Here is a 15,474-nt window from a genome sequence, read left to right as displayed (position 1 = left end):
TCAGCGCCGGACTACGGATCTACGACATCCGCGACCCGTTCCGGCCCGAGGAAATAGCGGCTTTCCTTCCCGAAACGCCGGAAGGCCAGCGCGGCTGCCGTATCAGCGATTGCTTTGTCGATGACCGCGGCATCATCTACGCATGCGATCGCGCGAAAGGGGGGCTGTACATACTCGAATACACGGGCAAGCAGCCGCTCAATTGATGCTAATGTGCCTGTCCGCCGATCACATCCATCATCACCGGTGCGCTACGAGCAGATTCACAACGTTCTCGGCCATGGTCTGATGGCTGCGTTTGCCTGGTGGCGGCGCCATTTCCTCGTAGGGCACGAAAAGGTCACGTCATGAATCTGAGCGAGTACGCACGCTACGACGCGCTTGGCCTGGCCGAACTGGTCGCAAGCAAACAGGTTTCGCCGAAGGAGCTGGCCGAATGCGCCGCGGCGGCCGTCGAGGCGATCAACCACGCCGTCAATGCCGTGGTCGAAACCTACCCCGATCGCATCGAGGGCCTGGACGAAAAGGCGCTCGGCAACGGCCCCTTTCGCGGCGTGCCGTTCCTCATCAAGGACGTCTACGGGCATGAGGCCGGACGCAGGATCGAGTTCGGCAGCCGGCTGTGCAAGGACATGCGCGTGGCTGCCGACACGCACGTGTTCGAGCTCTTCAAGGCTTCCGGGGTCAACGTGCTGGGCCGCTCCGCCGCGCCGGAGTATTCGATGGCCGGCACGACGGAAGGCGCGCTCTACGGCAATACGTCCAACCCCTGGAAGGAAGGCTACTCCGCGGGCGGCTCCTCGGGGGGCGCCATGGCGGCGCTGATCGCAGGGATCGTGCCGATCGCCCACGGCACCGACATCGCCGGCTCGATTCGCATTCCGGCGAGCTACTGCGGTGGCGTCGGCCTGAAGCCTTCGCGCGGGCGCGTTTCGTACGGCCCCGCGATGGACGAGAACGGCTTCGGACTGGGCCAGAATTTCGTGCAGACAAAGTCGGTGCGCGACGCGGCGGCGATGCTCGATTGCCTCGCCATCGCGCAACCAGGCGATCCATTCCTCATCCCCGGGCCGCCGAAGCCGTACGCAGCGCTGGCGCGGGAGAAGGCGCCCCCGCTGAGGATCGGCTGGTCCACCGACGGGCTCATGGGCCTGAAACCCGACCCGGAGGTCGTGCAGGCCGTTGCGGCAGCCGCAGGGCTGCTCGCGGAAATGGGTCACACGGTCGTCGAGGAGAGCCCGGAGACGATCGGCGTCGAGGCGATGTCGAGCATGGCGAACATCTGGTTCTTCGGCTTTCATCTGCGGCTGGAGGATTTTTCGAAGCGCAGCGGCCATCGCATCGGTCCGGACACGCTCGAGTCGGCAACACTGACGATCTACGAGCACGCGAAACGGATGACTGCGGCGCAGTTCCTCGAATCGACTGCCGTGCTGAACTCGGTGCGCCGCAAGCTGGGCCGCTACTTCACCCGTTACGACATCTGGCTGTCGCCGGCGACCACGCGCGCCGCCGAACCCTGGGGCAACTACGGTCTCGGCAAGTCTGGCCTGACCATGGGCGAGATCGCGGAGAAGGTGTTACGCCCGACCTGCCAGTTCACGCTGCCGCACAACATCATGGGCACGCCGGCGATCTCGCTGCCGCTGGCGGTGAATTGCGCCGGGATGCCGATTGGCATCCAGCTCGGGGCTCGACCCGCGCAGGAGCATCTGGCGCTGCAGCTCGGCTCCGAACTGGAACGCGCGAAGCCGTGGGCGCAGCGCGTGCCGACGCTGCACGTTTCGCGCCGCCGCTAGGAGTCGCGCGGCTTGTCGAGGCGCTGTCGGATTCGGTTGCGTTTGGGTGTATGGTGCGCATAGTAGCCATCCGGACAAGCCGACGAATGGAGATATGTTGCCCATGCCTAACGCGCGCAATGTCATTGGCAAATCCCACACGGCGCGTGCGGCCCTCCTCGGATGCATGCTCGCGTGCAGTTCCTGCACGATCGCTGCCGGAGCCGCTGTTTCGTATCCCACGAAGCCCTTGCGGCTGATCGTTCCCTATCCACCCGGGGGCGGCTCTGACATCATGGGCCGGGCCATCGCCGAACGTCTGTCGCAGCAGCTGGGATATCAGGTGATCGTCGATAATCGCGGCGGCGCGTCCACAGCGATCGGCGCCGACCTTGCTGCTCGGGCGCCGGCGGACGGCTATACCCTTCTCGTCGGCACGATAACCACGCTCGCGGTGAATCCGAATCTGCGTGCGAAGCTGCCGTACGATCCTGTTCGAAGCTTCGATCCCATCACGCTACTCGCATCGCAACCTTACTATGTGGCGTTAAACCCCAGTGTGCCTTCTCGCTCGGTCAAGGAACTGATTGCTTACGCAAAGGCCAAGCCTGGAGAGCTTAACTTCGGCTCGCCTGGCGTGGGCTCAGGGAGCCATCTGACGGGTGAGCTCTTCAACAGCATGGCGGGAACGAAGATGGTGCATGTAGGCTACAAAGGCGCCGGGCCTGCGGTGATCGATCTGGTGGCCGGTCACACTTCCCTGATGTTCGCCACGCTCTCGACGGTGCATTCATTGTTTCAAGCGGGCAAGCTCGTTTTGATTGGGGTTACCACTTCCAAGCGTTCGCGGGCTATGTCCGATGTGCCGACTCTCGCGGAATCGGGCCTGCCCGGTTTTTCAATGCGGTCCTGGAACGGGCTTCTCGGACCGCGCGGCATCGCGAAGCCGGTGCTGCAAAAGCTGAACGCCGAAGCCGTTATCGCTCTCAAGAACGCTGAATTCACCAAGCGCTTGTTAACCATTGGCTTCGAGCCCGAGCCCACCACGCCGGAGGAGTTCGCGCAATTCATCAAAGACGAGATGGCCTTGCATGCGCGCATCATCAAGACCGCGGGGCTGAAAGTCGAGTAGTCAGTGGGGAAGGAGGACAGAAAAGAACATGGCGGCGACGAGCCATCCGATTCACTACCGCATTCATCCTTCTCACCCCGAAGCGCACCTGTTCGAAGTCGAGCTGACGCTGCGGCAGCCCGATCCGGGCGGCCAGCGCTTCAGCCTTCCGGTGTGGATCCCGGGAAGCTACATGATCCGCGAATTCGCCCGCCATATCGTTCGCATCCAGGCGCGCTGCGGGCGCCGGCCGGTCGAGTTGGAGAAGCTCGACAAGCACACCTGGCGCGCCGACCCTTGCGCGGGATCTCTCGTCGTGCGCTACCAGGTCTACGCCTGGGACTTCTCCGTGCGCGGTGCGCACCTCGATAGCACGCACGGCTTCTTCAACGGCACCAGCGTCTTCCTGCGCGTCGAGGGCCAGGCCGAGCAACCGTGCCAGGTCGAGGTCGAAGCGCCGCGGGGCGCCGCGTACCGCCGCTGGCGGATCGCGACGGCGATGACGCCGGCGGGTGCGCGAGCGTACGGCTTCGGCGCGTACTCGGCAGCGGACTATGACGAGCTCATCGATCATCCGGTGGAGATGGGTGAGTTTTCGCTCCTGAGCTTTCGCGCGCACGGTATTCCCCACGAGGTGGCGATCACGGGCCGGCACGATGCCGACACGGATCGGCTCGCGCGCGATCTCGAACGCCTCACCGAGCACCACATCGATTTCTTCGGCCGTCCCGCGCCGATGCGCCGCTACGTTTTCCTGGTCACCGCGGTCGGCGAAGGCTACGGCGGTCTCGAGCATCGCGCCTCGACCGCGCTCGTGTGCAGCCGCCACGATCTGCCGCTGGTCGACGGCTCGGAGGCGCAGGAAGAGCGTTACCGGACCTTCCTGGGGCTCGCCAGCCACGAGTACTTCCACACCTGGAACGTCAAGCGTATCAAGCCGGCCGCGTTCACGCCCTACGATCTCTCGAAGGAAAACTACACGCGCCTGCTGTGGGCGTTCGAAGGCATCACCTCGTACTACGACGACCTCGCGCTGGTGCGCACACGACTCATGACGCGCGAGCAGTACCTGCGCGCGCTCGCCCGCACGATGACGGCAGTGCAGCGCGGCAGCGGCCGGCTCAAGCAGTCGCTGGCCGACTCGAGCTTCGACGCGTGGATCAAGTTCTACCGCCAGGACGAGAATGCGCCGAACGCGATCGTCAGCTACTACGCCAAGGGCTCGCTGGTGGCGTTGGCGCTGGACCTGACCGTGCGCAAGGCAACCGGCGGCCGGCACTCGCTCGACGACGTGATGCGCGTGCTCTGGCGCGAGTACGGACGCACCGGACGCGGGGTGGACGAAGACGCGATCGAACGCCTGGCGGAGCGCGTGACCGGCGTGCGCCTCGATCGCTTCTTCGATCGTGCCGTGCGCGGCACCGAGGATTTGCCGTGGGAACCGCTGCTGCGTGCCTTCGGCGTTCGCCTCACCGTGAGCGCCGCGCAGTCCAACGCCGATCGCGGTGGCGGCAAGCCCCCCGAGAAAGCGCAGGAACGCGCCGTGCTCGGTGCACGTGTCGACACCGCAGGCGGCGAGGTGAAGCTGGCGCAGGTGTTCGACGACGGCGCGGCGCAGGCCGCCGGATTGTCGGCGGGTGACATCCTGGTCGCGCTCGACGGGCTGCGCATCACGCCGTCGAACTGGGAGCAGGTGGTGGCCCGCTATCGGCCAGGCGCCGTCGTACGTGCGAGCGCGTTTCGCCGCGACGAGCTGATCGAACGCCGCGTGCGGCTTCATGCCGCGCCGCGCGACACTTGCTTCCTTTCGATCGACGAGCGCGCGAGCCGTGCCCAGCGGCAGTTGCTCGATGGCTGGCTCGTTCGGCCCGAGCGCAGCGCGGCCGCACGGCCTGCCCGCCGCGGCAGGCGGCGCGCGAATACGAACTGAGCAGCCAAGGAGCAGCCATGTCTGCAATAGCCAAACTCCCGCGCTTCGTCGTGTTCGTATTCGACGCCCTGCGCCGCGACATGATCACCGCGGAGCATATGCCGCGGCTGCGAGCGTTCATCGACGAGGGCTGCGATTTCCCTTCCAGCCGCTGCGTCTTCCCCTCGGCCACGCGCGTGAACGCGGCAGCGCTCGCCTGCGGTGCAATGCCGGAGGTCACCGGCGTGATCGCCAACCAGTTCTTCGATGCCCGTGTCTACGCGGACAAGCTGTTCCACACCGGCCGGCACGACGACATGCAGGCGGCCGAACAGGCCTACGGCGGGGCATTCGTGACCGCGCCCACGCTGGGCGACGTGCTGGCAAGCCATGGCCACAGCGTAGCCGTCGTCAGCAGCGGGTCGGCAGGCACCACGCACTTGCTCAATCCGCGCTCGGCCGTGCACGGCCACGTGACGCTGTGTCTCAGCGACTGGCGGCGCTCGTCGCCTGCGCATTACGCTGACGGCATGCTGCGCCGGCACGGGCCCATTCCCGCGGCCGCAAAGCCGAACCTGGCACAAATCCGCTTGCAGATGGACATCATCCTGGAGAGCGTCCTGCCCGAGCTCGCACCCGAGGTTCTGCTCGTGTGGTTCTCCGATCCCGACTCGACCTACCACCAGTGCGGCATCGGCTCGCCGGAAAGCCTGGCCGCGATCGCAAACGCCGATCAGCAATTCGGCCGCTTTCTCGACCTCTGGCGCACACACCCCGAGCGCGAGCGTTGCACCGTCGCCGTATGCTCCGATCATGCCCAACTGAGCGCCGAGCGCCGGGTTCGGCCGAAGGAAGCCATGCGTGCTGCCGGGCTCGCCGTGGGCAACTTTCTCGATGCGGCGACGCCCTATGCCGGCAGCGCCGGCTACTACGGCGCCATTCGCGTCGCTGGAGGCAACCTGGAAAAACTTGCGCTGCTGGCGCAATGGCTGCAGGAGCAGCCCTGGTGCGGGCACGTATTCACGCCCCGTGGCGACGGCGTGCGCGGCAGGGTCCCCGGCACGCTCGACCGCAGCCTGCTCATGCTCGAACACGCGCGCGCGCCGGAACTGTACTACACCATGCGCGCCGACGACGCACCCAACCGTTTCGGTCTGCCGGGCACCTGCTGGTTCGCGTCCAGCGAAATTCCCGATGGCGGCGGCACGCACGGCGGTTTGCATCGCATCGAGATGAACAACCTGCTCGCGCTGCAAGGCGACGGCTTGCGCCAGCGCTACCGCTCCCCCTGGCCGGCGAGCCAGACCGATCTCGCGCCAACGCTGCTCGACATGCTGGGTATCGAGGCGCCGGCGCAAATGACCGGCCGCGTGCTCGCCGAAGCGCGCGGGAGTGCCGCGGAACCGCCTCCCGTCGAAACCCGGGTATGCGACGCGCAGTCGGCGCACCATGCGCAATTCCTGCGCTTGTGGCGCGTCGGCACAACGACTTACATCGACCAGGGATGGGTGGCGGGCTGAACCGTCGCCGCCTTCCCGCACACACCGAGGAGCGAGGCCATGGCCGAGCGCGATTCGAGCGGAACCGGGCCGGTCGACATCCCCTTCACCCCGGGATTTCCACCGGGCGTGGGTCGTGCGCACCCGGTGCATCCGAGCGACACGCTGGTGATGGACTGCAATGTGCGCGTCCCGATGCGCGACGGCGGCTGGATCGCGGCAGATGTCTATCGGCCACGTGCGCACAGCCGTCATCCGGTGCTGCTGGTCGCCTCCGGGTATCCGAAGAAGCTCGACCACCTGCCCTCCAATCCCGCGTACCGTTTTCGCGAAACCTCCGACTTCGAATGGTGGGTCGCTCACGGCTATGCGATCGTGCGCACCGACGCCCGCGGCACCGGCGAGAGTACGGACGGCCAGTGGGACTTCTTCGGCCCGGGCGAGCAGAGCGACCTCTACGACAGCATCGAGTGGGCTGCGGCGCAGTCGTGGGCGAACGGGCGCGTTGGCATGCTGGGGCAAAGCTACTTCGCACAGGTGCAATGGCTCGCCGCGGTCAATCGGCCGCCGTCGCTCGCGTGCATCGCGCCCTACGACGGCCTGGTGGACATCTACCGCGACCTCGCCTGGCACGGCGGCATGTTCAGTCAGGACTTCGTCGCCAACTGGGCAGCACGCCAGATCCATTTGAACAACCTGCCATTCGAGCCGGCGCCGCCGGGCAACGTGATGCGCTTCGACGTGACCGGCGAGCTCATCCGCCATCGCCTGGACGGGCCGTTCTATCGCGCCCGCTCGGCCTTCTGGCGCCTGGACCAGATCGCGGTGCCGGTGTACTCGATCGGCGCCTGGGAAAAAGTGCGCCTGCACACCCGCGGCAACGTGCTCGGTTACGAGCGCATCTCGCACGTCCCGCGCAAGCTCCTCATGCTCGGCGGCGACGCGCAGGCGACTTTTCATACCGAGCCGCTCATGCGCGAGCTCGAGCGCTGGTACGCGCGCTGGTTGAAGGGCGCCGACAACGGCATCGAGCGCGAGCCGCCGGTGCGCATCTACGTCCAGGGCAAGAACCCAGGCTTCCGCGACGAGAATGAATGGCCCATCGCGCGCACGCGGGTGACGGAGCTCTACCTTCGTCCCGATGGGTTGGGACCGGAGCCGCCGGCGAGCGAGAACGAGCGCTCACTGGAGTATCCGCGCAACGACTTTCTGCGCGACATGGGCGCGGTGGTCTTCGAAACCGCGCCGCTCGATGCCGATATCGAGGTGACCGGCCCGATCAAGCTGGTGTTGTTCGTTTCCAGCGATCAGCCCGAAGCGGACATCGCGGTCACGCTCGCCGAGCGGAGCAGCGCGGGGTCGACGGTGGTCACGCGCGGTTGGCAGAAAGCCTCGCAGCGTGTGCTCGAACCGAGTCTCAGCACGCTGCTGCGTCCGTTCCATCCGCACCAATCGGAGGAGCCGCTGGTCCCGGGCGAGGTGTACGAGGTCGAAATCGAGATCTGGCCGACCTCGTGGCGTTTCGCCCGCAGCAATCGCATCGCGCTTTCGATCGCCAACGGCGATCGCACGCACTTCTACGGTTTCAAGGCCGGCCGCGACAGCTACCACTTCGGCGGTCGCTTTCCTTCGCGGTTGCTGCTGCCGGTAATCCCCGCCTAGCCTTCTGCGGTGATCCGCGACGCGCGTACCTACGCGACGGCCGGCGCGGAATCGATTCTGTACGCGCTGCCGCGAACCGCTACAATCGGCCGGCCCCGCATCCCTTCGAACACCAACCGACGTGTCCACTACCCGCTCGCCGCGCGCGGCGTCCCGCGCGCCCGGGATCCATTTCAGCGAAGCCGCCGGTCTGCGTCATCTGCACGTCGGCGGCAGCGCCATCCAGAGCGCGATGCGCCTGGATGCACCCGATGACCTCGCGCTCGCCTACACACGGGCGATGATGGCGGGCCTGCTGTTCCATCCCGAACCGCGCGACGTAACGCTGGTCGGACTCGGCGGCGGCTCGCTTGCGAAGTACATCTTCCGCCAGCTGCCGCAAACCCGCATCGTCGCCCTGGAAGTGGACGTGCGCGTGGTCGCGGCGGCGCACCGGATGTTCCAGCTCCCGCTCGGCAAGCGGCGCCTGCGCGTCATCGTGCGCGATGGCGCCCAATACGTCGCCGCACATCCGGCGAGCACCGACATCGTCTTCCTCGACGCCTTCGTGAACCACCGCCAGGCGCCGTCGATCCGCACCGACGCCTTCTATCGCTCGGCGCGCCAGGCGCTGCGCCGAGACGGCGTGCTGGTCGTGAACTACATGAGCGACGATCCGGGGCTGCGCGCGTACCTGCGCCGCCTCGCGGCCGCCTTCGACGGCCGCCTGGTGTGCCTGCGTGCGATCGGCGAGGACAACGTCATCGTATTCGCCTTCGCCGACGATCCTGGGGTCGTGACGCCCGCCAGCCTGGCCGGCCGCGCCATCGCACTCGAACGCCGGCACGAACTGGAGTTTCGCCGCTTCGCCGAGGGCATCCGACCGCTCGACCGCGTCCTGGTCGATCGCCGCCCACTGCTTCGCCGCAGCGACCCGGCGCGGGTCAAAGCCAAGACCCGGTGATCAAGCCGTGCGAGGTCGGGTGCGCCGGCGCGCATCCCAGCGCGTTGCCAGCGCGATGCCGGAGAGAATCAACCCGAGTGCGGCCAGCGCGCTCGGACGCAAGGGCTCGTCGAGAAACAGCGCACCCGCGCTCACGGCTACCACCGGGCTCATGTAGTTCACCAACGACATGAACGTGGGCCCGGCACGCGCGATGAGGCGAAAGTAGACCAGCGTCGCGATTGCGGTCGGTCCGATGCCGAGCCAGATGCAGGTGGCCAGCGCGGCCGCGTCCGGGCGCAGTGCGAGCGGATCGTCGAGCGCGAAGGTGACGATCAGCATGGCGCCGGCCGCCAATGTCGTGGTCCAGGCGGCCGCGACCAGCGCGTGCGTGGGCGGCATGCGCTTGGTGACGATGGAGTTGCCGGCATAGCACAAGGCCCCGCCCAGGCAGGCCAGCTGACCGAGCAGCGCGGTGCCGGTGCCGCGCCATTGCCGCAGCGCCTCGGGACCGAGCAGGACCGCAAGCCCCGCGAAGCCCAGCACGAAGCCGATCAGCTTGGCGGTCGTGATGTGCTCGCCCGCAACGAAGCGGTGCGCGAGCAGCAACGTCGCCAGCGGCATGAAGCCGACCAGGATTCCGGCCAGGCCGCTGTCGACGCTTTGCTGACCCCAGGTGATGAAGAAGAACGGCAGGCAGTAGCCGAGCAGCGCCAGCACGCCAAAGTAGCGCCAGGTGCGTGCGTCGCGCGGCGTGGGCAACTTCAGCAAGCGCATCGCACCGAACAACAGGGACGCACCGAGCGCGATCCGGATCGCCACCAGCGTCAGCGGCGTGATCGAGCGGAGCGCGATCTCGATGAAGAAGAACGACGAGCCCCACATCCCGACCAGCGTGAGGAGCAGGATCCAGTCGACCGCGTCACGACGCTGGCTCATCTATGCCTCGTCCTGGTTCGGCCTCCGCCGAGCGACCCAATCCGTCGTTCCCGCGCAGGCGGAAACCCGGAAGAAACGCAGTTCCCTGGACTCCCGCCTGCGCGGGAGTGACGGCCCGTCACGTGCATCGAAGCGTTACGTCCCGTAGCGTATGGGCGATTGCATCTGCTTGAGCGCAGCCAGCGCGCTGTAGCAGGCGAGCCAGGCGGTTTTCGGGTTCTCCGGCGAAGGGATATTCTGCAGCGTGATCGAAATCTCGCCGGTCACGGCCTTCACCGTGATGACGTGCGTGTTGCGCACGACGTGGGGATCCGCCACGACCACGAGCCGAGTGCGATCGAAACCCACGCCGGCCATCGACAGCACGGCCGCGATGTTGACGTTCTGCGGGAAATGCTTGACGCCGGCGCGCGCTGGCCCGTCGTAGAGCACGAACGGTTGTTCCAGCCGATCCAGCTCGACGCCGAGCGCTTCGACGAAGGGGATGCCGTACCAGGCGCGCGGCGGCTTGGCCGTGCGGATCACGACTTCGTCGGCGCCCGCAATCACCGCGGCCTTGAGCGCGTCCAGCGCGCCGATGCCGCCCGAAGGCACGTAGAGCAGCGCGCCGCTCGCACGGGCGGCGGCTTCCAGCCGTTGCCGCAGCACGTCGTCGGCAAGCGCGCCGGCCGAAAGCACGATCAGCGCGATGCCGGCGGACAAGACCCTCTCGGCATGTGCCCCCACCCAGGCGTGCGCGGCCGCTTCCACGATCGCATCCGGACGCTGCGCGATGACCGTATCGAGCTCGCTCGTGAACGCGATCGCGTGTTCCTGCGCGAGCCCGCGGCACGAGGCGCTGCCTTCACGCCCGACGAGACCCATCACCTCGAGCTCGCCCAGATCGCCCTTGCCGATATGCTCGAGGATCAGCCGCGCGATGCATCCGCCGCCGATGATGGCAATGCGCATGACGTTCCTTTCCAGCGTGTGAATTCCGCTATCGTCGCTCAGAGTCGCAGCGCCTGGCAACGGCACCGCCCCTGGCCGCAAATGCCCGAAGCGCTAATCGGCTTGCAGCCAGAAGGTCACCGGCCCTTCGTTCACCAGCGCGACCTGCATGTCGGCGCCGAACGCGCCGGTGGCTACCGTGGCGTGACGGCTGCGGACTTCGTCCACAATTCGGTTGAATAGACGGCGGCCCTCCTCGGGTACAGCCGCGCTGGAAAAGCTCGCGCGCGTTCCGCGGCCGGTATCGGCCGCAAGCGTGAATTGCGGAACGAGCAGCACGCCGCCGCCGATGTCGGCCACCGAGCGGTTCATCCTGCCCTGCTCGTCGGGAAAAACGCGGTAGCCGAGAATGCGCTCGGCGAGCCGCCCGGCCTGGGCGTCGCCGTCGCCGCGCTGCACGCCGATGAATACCAGGATGCCGCGCTCGATAGAGCCGACAGCTGCACCGTCGACCGTGACGCTGGCGCGGCTCACTCGCTGCAACAGTCCGATCATCGCATTCGCTTGTCCACTTGGCCGCCGCCGGGGACCGCGATTGTAGCGGGCCGCCAAAGCTGGGAAAATGGCTCGATGGAAAAAATCGTCCCGACCGAATACGTGCAAGCGGTCCAGCAGTTGTTCGACGAGGCCATCGAAGCGGTCGGCCTCGCCAAGCAGTGCAAGGAAGTCGACGACCTGTGGGCCACGCTCGCGGTCGCGCTGCTCAAGCTCGATCTCGCGTCGAACTTTATCGAGCAGCACCAGCCCGGATTCATCAAGGAAGTGAACGAAGCCAAGCAGCGGGTTATTTCGGCGCTGACGCCGAAGCACTAGGCGCTGACGCCGAAGCAACTATTGATCGTTCCGTATTGGACGACAGTCCAATACGGACGCGACGCTCCCCTCTCCCCCCGGGAGAGGGGTTGGGGGGTGAGGCCGGGAATTCGCGGACCATGGTCCGCGCCGGCCGAACGGCATCGGCCTGCATGCCGATGCGCGCACTGCAAGTGAGGGACGAGCGTGACATGAAATAGGGAACGCTCGATAGGCGCGCTGCCGATCGTCCGACGCGCCGGTCGCCAATCCGTCGGAGAATCTTACGCAGGAGACAAGAGGGCGCCCTGCGTTTCGCGCAAGGCCTTGAGCGGCCTTCGCATTGCCGCGGCGGCATGTCAATTGCTTGGTCGCCCGAGCTCAAACAATTCGTCGCCCGGATTCTCTGAATGACCGCTACAGCGGAGGATGCCTCCGGCATACCCCTGCGCCCGGTCGCGGTAGCGATCTGGGCGCTGTTGGGCTGCGTTGCCGCGATTCCGGCGGCCTCTGCACAAGCCTTCGATCCCGCCAGTGCACAAGTTTTGCAGGCCTATTCCCCGCCGCTGGATGCGTCCAAGACGGACGCGGCGCGAGCCGGGCTCAACCTTCTGTTGCCGAACCTTCTCGCCTTTCCCGATCTGCTGCCCAATCCGCCATCGGGCAGCTCCGGTTTCGACGCGTCCTTCGGATTTTACGGATCGTTCACGATCTCGGCCGGCGGTGGTGGAGGTTTCGCGTTCTATTCGAGCGCCTTCTTTGCCGCGTCGGATGCCGATCTCGCCGCACTCGGCAATCCGGTCACGTTGAGCGATGCGATCCTCAACGTGAGCGCGAGCTTCGCGACCGCCCGCGATTTCGTGATCGGACCGGACCCTGCGAAGATCGATACGTCGGACACCGAGCTATCGATTTCGGGCGCTCTCACAGCCAATGCGACACTCACCAAGTCAGGCTCCGGCACGTTGGTCCTGACCGGCGCGAACGTATGGTCGGCGGCACCCGTTGTGGAGGAGGGCACGCTGAAGGGGCCTGCGGCCAGCTTGCAGACGCCGATCAGCAACGATGGCACGGTCGAATTCATGCAGGCGACCGACGGCGCCTATGGGCACGTGATATCGGGGTCCGGCTCGGTCCGCAAAACAGGACCTGGGGGCCTGACGTTAAGCGGTGCCAACGTCTACGCGGGCGCCACCTGGATCGAGCAGGGACACGTCGCACTGCTCGGCGCTGGCAGCCTGGGCGCCGGTTCGGTGTCCATTGCTGCCGGCGCGACGCTCGATCTCAGCGCGGTAAGCGGCGATCGCGGCATCGGCGCGCTGAACGGGGATGGCGCGATCGTGCTGGGAAGTCATCGGCTCGATGCCGTGTCCGCCATCGATAGCACATTCGGCGGCGTGGTGTCGGGACCCGGCCTCTTCGGCAAAAGCGGCGCGGGCAAACTCACCCTCACCGGTGCTATTGATCGTTCCGTATTGGACGACAGTCCAATACGGACGCGACGCTCCCCTCTCCCCCCGGGAGAGGGGTTGGGGGTGAGGGACGGGCGTGACATGAAATAGGGAACGCTCGATAATACGTATAGCGGCGCCACGATCGTCACCGCAGGCACGCTCGCGCTTGGCGGGTGCCGGCCGCCTCAACGTCCAGACGGCGCTGCGGATGAACGCGGGCGCAACGTTCGACATCAGCGCAGCCGATGGCGAGCGTTCGGTCGGTTCGCTGGACGGCGACGGGACGATCGTGCTCGGCAGCAATGCCCTTGCCGTGGGCAGCGACAACACCGACACTGTATGGCACGCCTGGGCATGGCGGATGCCTCCGGCGGCGCCGGCAGCTCGATCGCGGCGAGCAGTGTGCAGCTCGCCTTCGAAGAATCGACCACGTCGGATGCACGGGCGATCTACGCAGCCGCGCTCAGCGCAGCCGGCATGGATTCTGCGGCGCAGTCGAGCCGGCATGGTTTCTGGCTGCGCGGCTTCGGCGGCAGCGGCCGCATCGACGGCAGCGCTAGGGCGAGCGATGCGTCGTTCCGCTTTTGCCGGCCTGGTCGCCGGCTACGATCGGGCACTTGGCGAGCATATTCGGCTCGGCGCGCTCACGGCGTACTCGAAGCCCAGACTCACTCAGGACAATCCGGAGCTTCGCAGCGAAGCCGATTCGTACCAGCTGGCGCTGTACGGCCGCTTTCGCGACGCAAGGCTGCGCATCGACGCGCTCGCCGGAATCGGCGCAGCCGCTATCGACGACCGGCGCGTCGTCCGTGTGGGCGGGCTCACCCGCGTCGCAACGTCCAGCTACGATGCCAGGACGGCATCGGCCTACGCGGAAACCGGCTACGCCTTCGGGGCGAGCGTGATCGTCGAACCGATCCTGGGCCTCGAATGGTCTCGGCAGAAGAACGACGGCTACACCGAAAACGGCGCCGGCGCATTCAATCTGACGGAACCGGAACGCCACATCGATTCGCTCAAGTCGTCGCTCGGTGTACGGGTCCTGCGGACATGGCATGGCACGGAAATGCAAACGACGCTGGAGGCCCGGGCAGCGTGGGCACACGAGTTTCGCTCGCAGTCCGCAATCAGCGCCCGCTTCGCCGCGGACGCGACCGAGACCGCGTTTTCGGTGCCCACTCTGCAGACGCCGCGCAATAGCGCAATTCTCGGCGTGGGTATCAGCGTCGCCTCCGCCAAGGCGGTCAGCTTCTATGCCGATGTCGGCGCCGAGCTGAGCTCCGGACAGCGCGTGCATGCGCTCGGCGCCGGAATGCGCTATCGCTGGTGAGCAAGCGCGGCGCTTTGTCGGCCTGCCCGGGATCGTCGGCGCTATAATCCTTGCACGCAATCAACCTTCGGCGCACTGACATGGCAATGAATTTGTTGCGCCTCATCCAGGTGGCCGATCTGCACCTGGGCGCCGGCCACGAACACCATCTCGATAATTGGCGCAAGGTCATCGCCTGGGTGGCGCGCGAGCGGCCCGACATGGCTGTCGTGAACGGCGATCTGATCATGAACGACCCGGACTGCGAGGCCGATCACGCCTTCGCGCGTGCCGAGGTGGACCGCATTGGAATACCCTGCCGCTTTTTGCCCGGCAATCACGACATCGGCGACAACGTGCTGTCCGGCAAGATGGCGCAGCGCGTGAATGCCGAACGGGTCGAGCGGTTTCAGCGCTTCTTCGGCGAGGATCGCTGGGCGTTCCAGACCGCGGGCTGGCATTTCGTCGGCGCGAATTCGCAGTTGTTCGGTAGCGGCGGTCTGCCGCTGGAAGCGAGCCAATGGGACTGGCTGGAAGGCGCGCTCGACGAAGCGGCCGGCAAGCCGATTGCGCTATTCACCCACAAGCCGCTTTTTCTCGATCACCCCGGCGAGGCCGATCACGAGGATCCCTCGCAGCGCCAGTCCTGTCTCGATGCCGCCAGCCGCACCCGCCTGCTCGATCTCGCCCGGCGTCACAACGTGCGCGTGATCAGCACCGGGCACAAGCACCAGACCCGAACCTTCTCGCTCGATGGCATTTACTACTTCTGGGGACCGTCGACCGCGTGCGTAAACGGCGCTCCGAGCGCGCTGCATTGGGGCACGCGCGAAGTCGGCTTCATCGACTTCCGCTTTAGCCCGGAGGGGTTCGAGCACCGTATCGTCGGCGCCGATTTCCTTTTCCGGCACGAGAACTACGTTCGCAAGCTGAACGCCGGCGAGTAGCTCCGCTTCTCCGGACCACCCCGTCCGCGACCTAGTCGCGTCCCGCCCCTCCTCGACGAGGAGGGGAATGTTTCGGCTTTCCCCTCCGCTCATGCGGCGATAGGCAGGCAAGTCTTTCGCTTTCCCCTCCGCTCATGCGGCGATAAGCAAGCAAGTCTTTCG

General features: G+C 66.5%; 13 protein-coding genes. 10 read left to right on the top strand and 3 right to left on the bottom strand.

Annotated elements, in window-relative coordinates:
- The first annotated feature begins 347 nt into the window (after nt 1–347).
- The 6 genes from GEV05_26485 (at nt 348) to GEV05_26460 (ending at nt 8,902) form a co-directional block, all read left to right on the top strand.
- The gene (locus tag GEV05_26485) at nt 348–1,799 is read left to right on the top strand and encodes an amidase (protein MPZ46868.1); all 1,452 of its coding nucleotides are present in this window, start codon (nt 348–350) and stop codon (nt 1,797–1,799) included.
- A gap of 94 nt (nt 1,800–1,893) precedes the next feature.
- Nucleotides 1,894–2,910 (top strand): tripartite tricarboxylate transporter substrate binding protein, encoded by a 1,017-nt coding sequence (locus GEV05_26480; GenBank protein MPZ46867.1) that lies wholly within the window; start codon nt 1,894–1,896, stop codon nt 2,908–2,910.
- Between the two features lie 28 nt (nt 2,911–2,938).
- Nucleotides 2,939–4,819, top strand: coding sequence for a PDZ domain-containing protein (locus GEV05_26475; protein ID MPZ46866.1), 1,881 nt, complete (start codon nt 2,939–2,941; stop codon nt 4,817–4,819).
- 17 nt (nt 4,820–4,836) lie between these two features.
- Complete coding sequence (locus tag GEV05_26470) at nt 4,837–6,318, top strand: hypothetical protein (protein MPZ46865.1); 1,482 nt, start codon at nt 4,837–4,839, stop codon at nt 6,316–6,318.
- A gap of 39 nt (nt 6,319–6,357) precedes the next feature.
- On the top strand, nt 6,358–7,959 hold the full coding sequence (locus GEV05_26465) for a CocE/NonD family hydrolase (protein MPZ46864.1): 1,602 nt from the start codon (nt 6,358–6,360) through the stop codon (nt 7,957–7,959).
- 121 nt (nt 7,960–8,080) lie between these two features.
- Nucleotides 8,081–8,902, top strand: a complete 822-nt coding sequence (locus GEV05_26460) for a methyltransferase domain-containing protein (GenBank protein MPZ46863.1) — start codon at nt 8,081–8,083, stop codon at nt 8,900–8,902.
- Here the strand turns inward: GEV05_26460 and GEV05_26455 are convergent, their stop codons facing one another.
- From GEV05_26455 to GEV05_26445, 3 genes are all read right to left on the bottom strand, one after another.
- On the bottom strand, nt 8,903–9,820 hold the full coding sequence (locus GEV05_26455; GenBank protein MPZ46862.1) for an EamA family transporter: 918 nt from the start codon (nt 9,818–9,820) through the stop codon (nt 8,903–8,905). It abuts the gene before it with no gap.
- Between the two features lie 135 nt (nt 9,821–9,955).
- Nucleotides 9,956–10,771, bottom strand: coding sequence for an aspartate dehydrogenase (locus GEV05_26450; protein ID MPZ46861.1), 816 nt, complete (start codon nt 10,769–10,771; stop codon nt 9,956–9,958).
- A 93-nt stretch (nt 10,772–10,864) separates the two neighbouring features.
- The gene (locus tag GEV05_26445) at nt 10,865–11,305 is read right to left on the bottom strand and encodes a D-tyrosyl-tRNA(Tyr) deacylase (GenBank protein ID MPZ46860.1); all 441 of its coding nucleotides are present in this window, start codon (nt 11,303–11,305) and stop codon (nt 10,865–10,867) included.
- A gap of 75 nt (nt 11,306–11,380) precedes the next feature.
- On the opposite strand from GEV05_26445, the gene GEV05_26440 reads away from it, so the two are divergent.
- The 4 genes from GEV05_26440 to GEV05_26425 all read left to right on the top strand — a co-directional run bounded on the left by GEV05_26440 (nt 11,381) and on the right by GEV05_26425 (nt 15,312).
- Complete coding sequence (locus GEV05_26440; GenBank protein MPZ46859.1) at nt 11,381–11,623, top strand: hypothetical protein; 243 nt, start codon at nt 11,381–11,383, stop codon at nt 11,621–11,623.
- Nucleotides 11,624–12,012: 389 nt separating this feature from the next.
- Nucleotides 12,013–13,164: a hypothetical protein gene (locus GEV05_26435; protein MPZ46858.1), complete on the top strand. Its 1,152-nt coding sequence runs from the start codon at nt 12,013–12,015 to the stop codon at nt 13,162–13,164.
- Nucleotides 13,165–13,222: 58 nt separating this feature from the next.
- Nucleotides 13,223–14,386 carry an autotransporter domain-containing protein gene (locus GEV05_26430; GenBank protein MPZ46857.1) on the top strand — a complete coding sequence of 388 codons (1,164 nt, stop codon included), beginning with the start codon at nt 13,223–13,225 and terminating at the stop codon, nt 14,384–14,386.
- An 80-nt stretch (nt 14,387–14,466) separates the two neighbouring features.
- A complete protein-coding gene (locus GEV05_26425) occupies nt 14,467–15,312 on the top strand; it encodes a hypothetical protein (GenBank protein ID MPZ46856.1) in 846 nt (281 codons plus the stop codon).
- The last annotated feature ends 162 nt before the right edge of the window (nt 15,313–15,474 follow it).

The organism is Betaproteobacteria bacterium, assembly GCA_009377585.1.
Classification (GTDB): Bacteria; Pseudomonadota; Gammaproteobacteria; order Burkholderiales; family WYBJ01; genus WYBJ01.
The sequence above is the reverse complement of the archived record's forward strand: the minus strand, read 5'-3'. Positions and strand labels throughout refer to the sequence as shown.

Excerpts from the sequence above, each read along its gene's own strand:
- GEV05_26425 (MPZ46856.1), top strand. The coding sequence starts at position 14,467 with ATGGCAATGAATTTGTTGCGCCTCATCCAGGTGGCCGATCTGCACCTG.
- GEV05_26485 (MPZ46868.1), top strand. The coding sequence starts at position 348 with ATGAATCTGAGCGAGTACGCACGCTACGACGCGCTTGGCCTGGCCGAA.
- GEV05_26475 (MPZ46866.1), top strand. The coding sequence starts at position 2,939 with ATGGCGGCGACGAGCCATCCGATTCACTACCGCATTCATCCTTCTCAC.
- GEV05_26445 (MPZ46860.1), bottom strand. The coding sequence starts at position 11,305 with ATGATCGGACTGTTGCAGCGAGTGAGCCGCGCCAGCGTCACGGTCGAC.
- GEV05_26480 (MPZ46867.1), top strand. The coding sequence starts at position 1,894 with ATGTTGCCCATGCCTAACGCGCGCAATGTCATTGGCAAATCCCACACG.
- GEV05_26465 (MPZ46864.1), top strand. The coding sequence starts at position 6,358 with ATGGCCGAGCGCGATTCGAGCGGAACCGGGCCGGTCGACATCCCCTTC.
- GEV05_26435 (MPZ46858.1), top strand. The coding sequence starts at position 12,013 with ATGACCGCTACAGCGGAGGATGCCTCCGGCATACCCCTGCGCCCGGTC.
- GEV05_26470 (MPZ46865.1), top strand. The coding sequence starts at position 4,837 with ATGTCTGCAATAGCCAAACTCCCGCGCTTCGTCGTGTTCGTATTCGAC.
- GEV05_26450 (MPZ46861.1), bottom strand. The coding sequence starts at position 10,771 with ATGCGCATTGCCATCATCGGCGGCGGATGCATCGCGCGGCTGATCCTC.
- GEV05_26440 (MPZ46859.1), top strand. The coding sequence starts at position 11,381 with ATGGAAAAAATCGTCCCGACCGAATACGTGCAAGCGGTCCAGCAGTTG.
- GEV05_26455 (MPZ46862.1), bottom strand. The coding sequence starts at position 9,820 with ATGAGCCAGCGTCGTGACGCGGTCGACTGGATCCTGCTCCTCACGCTG.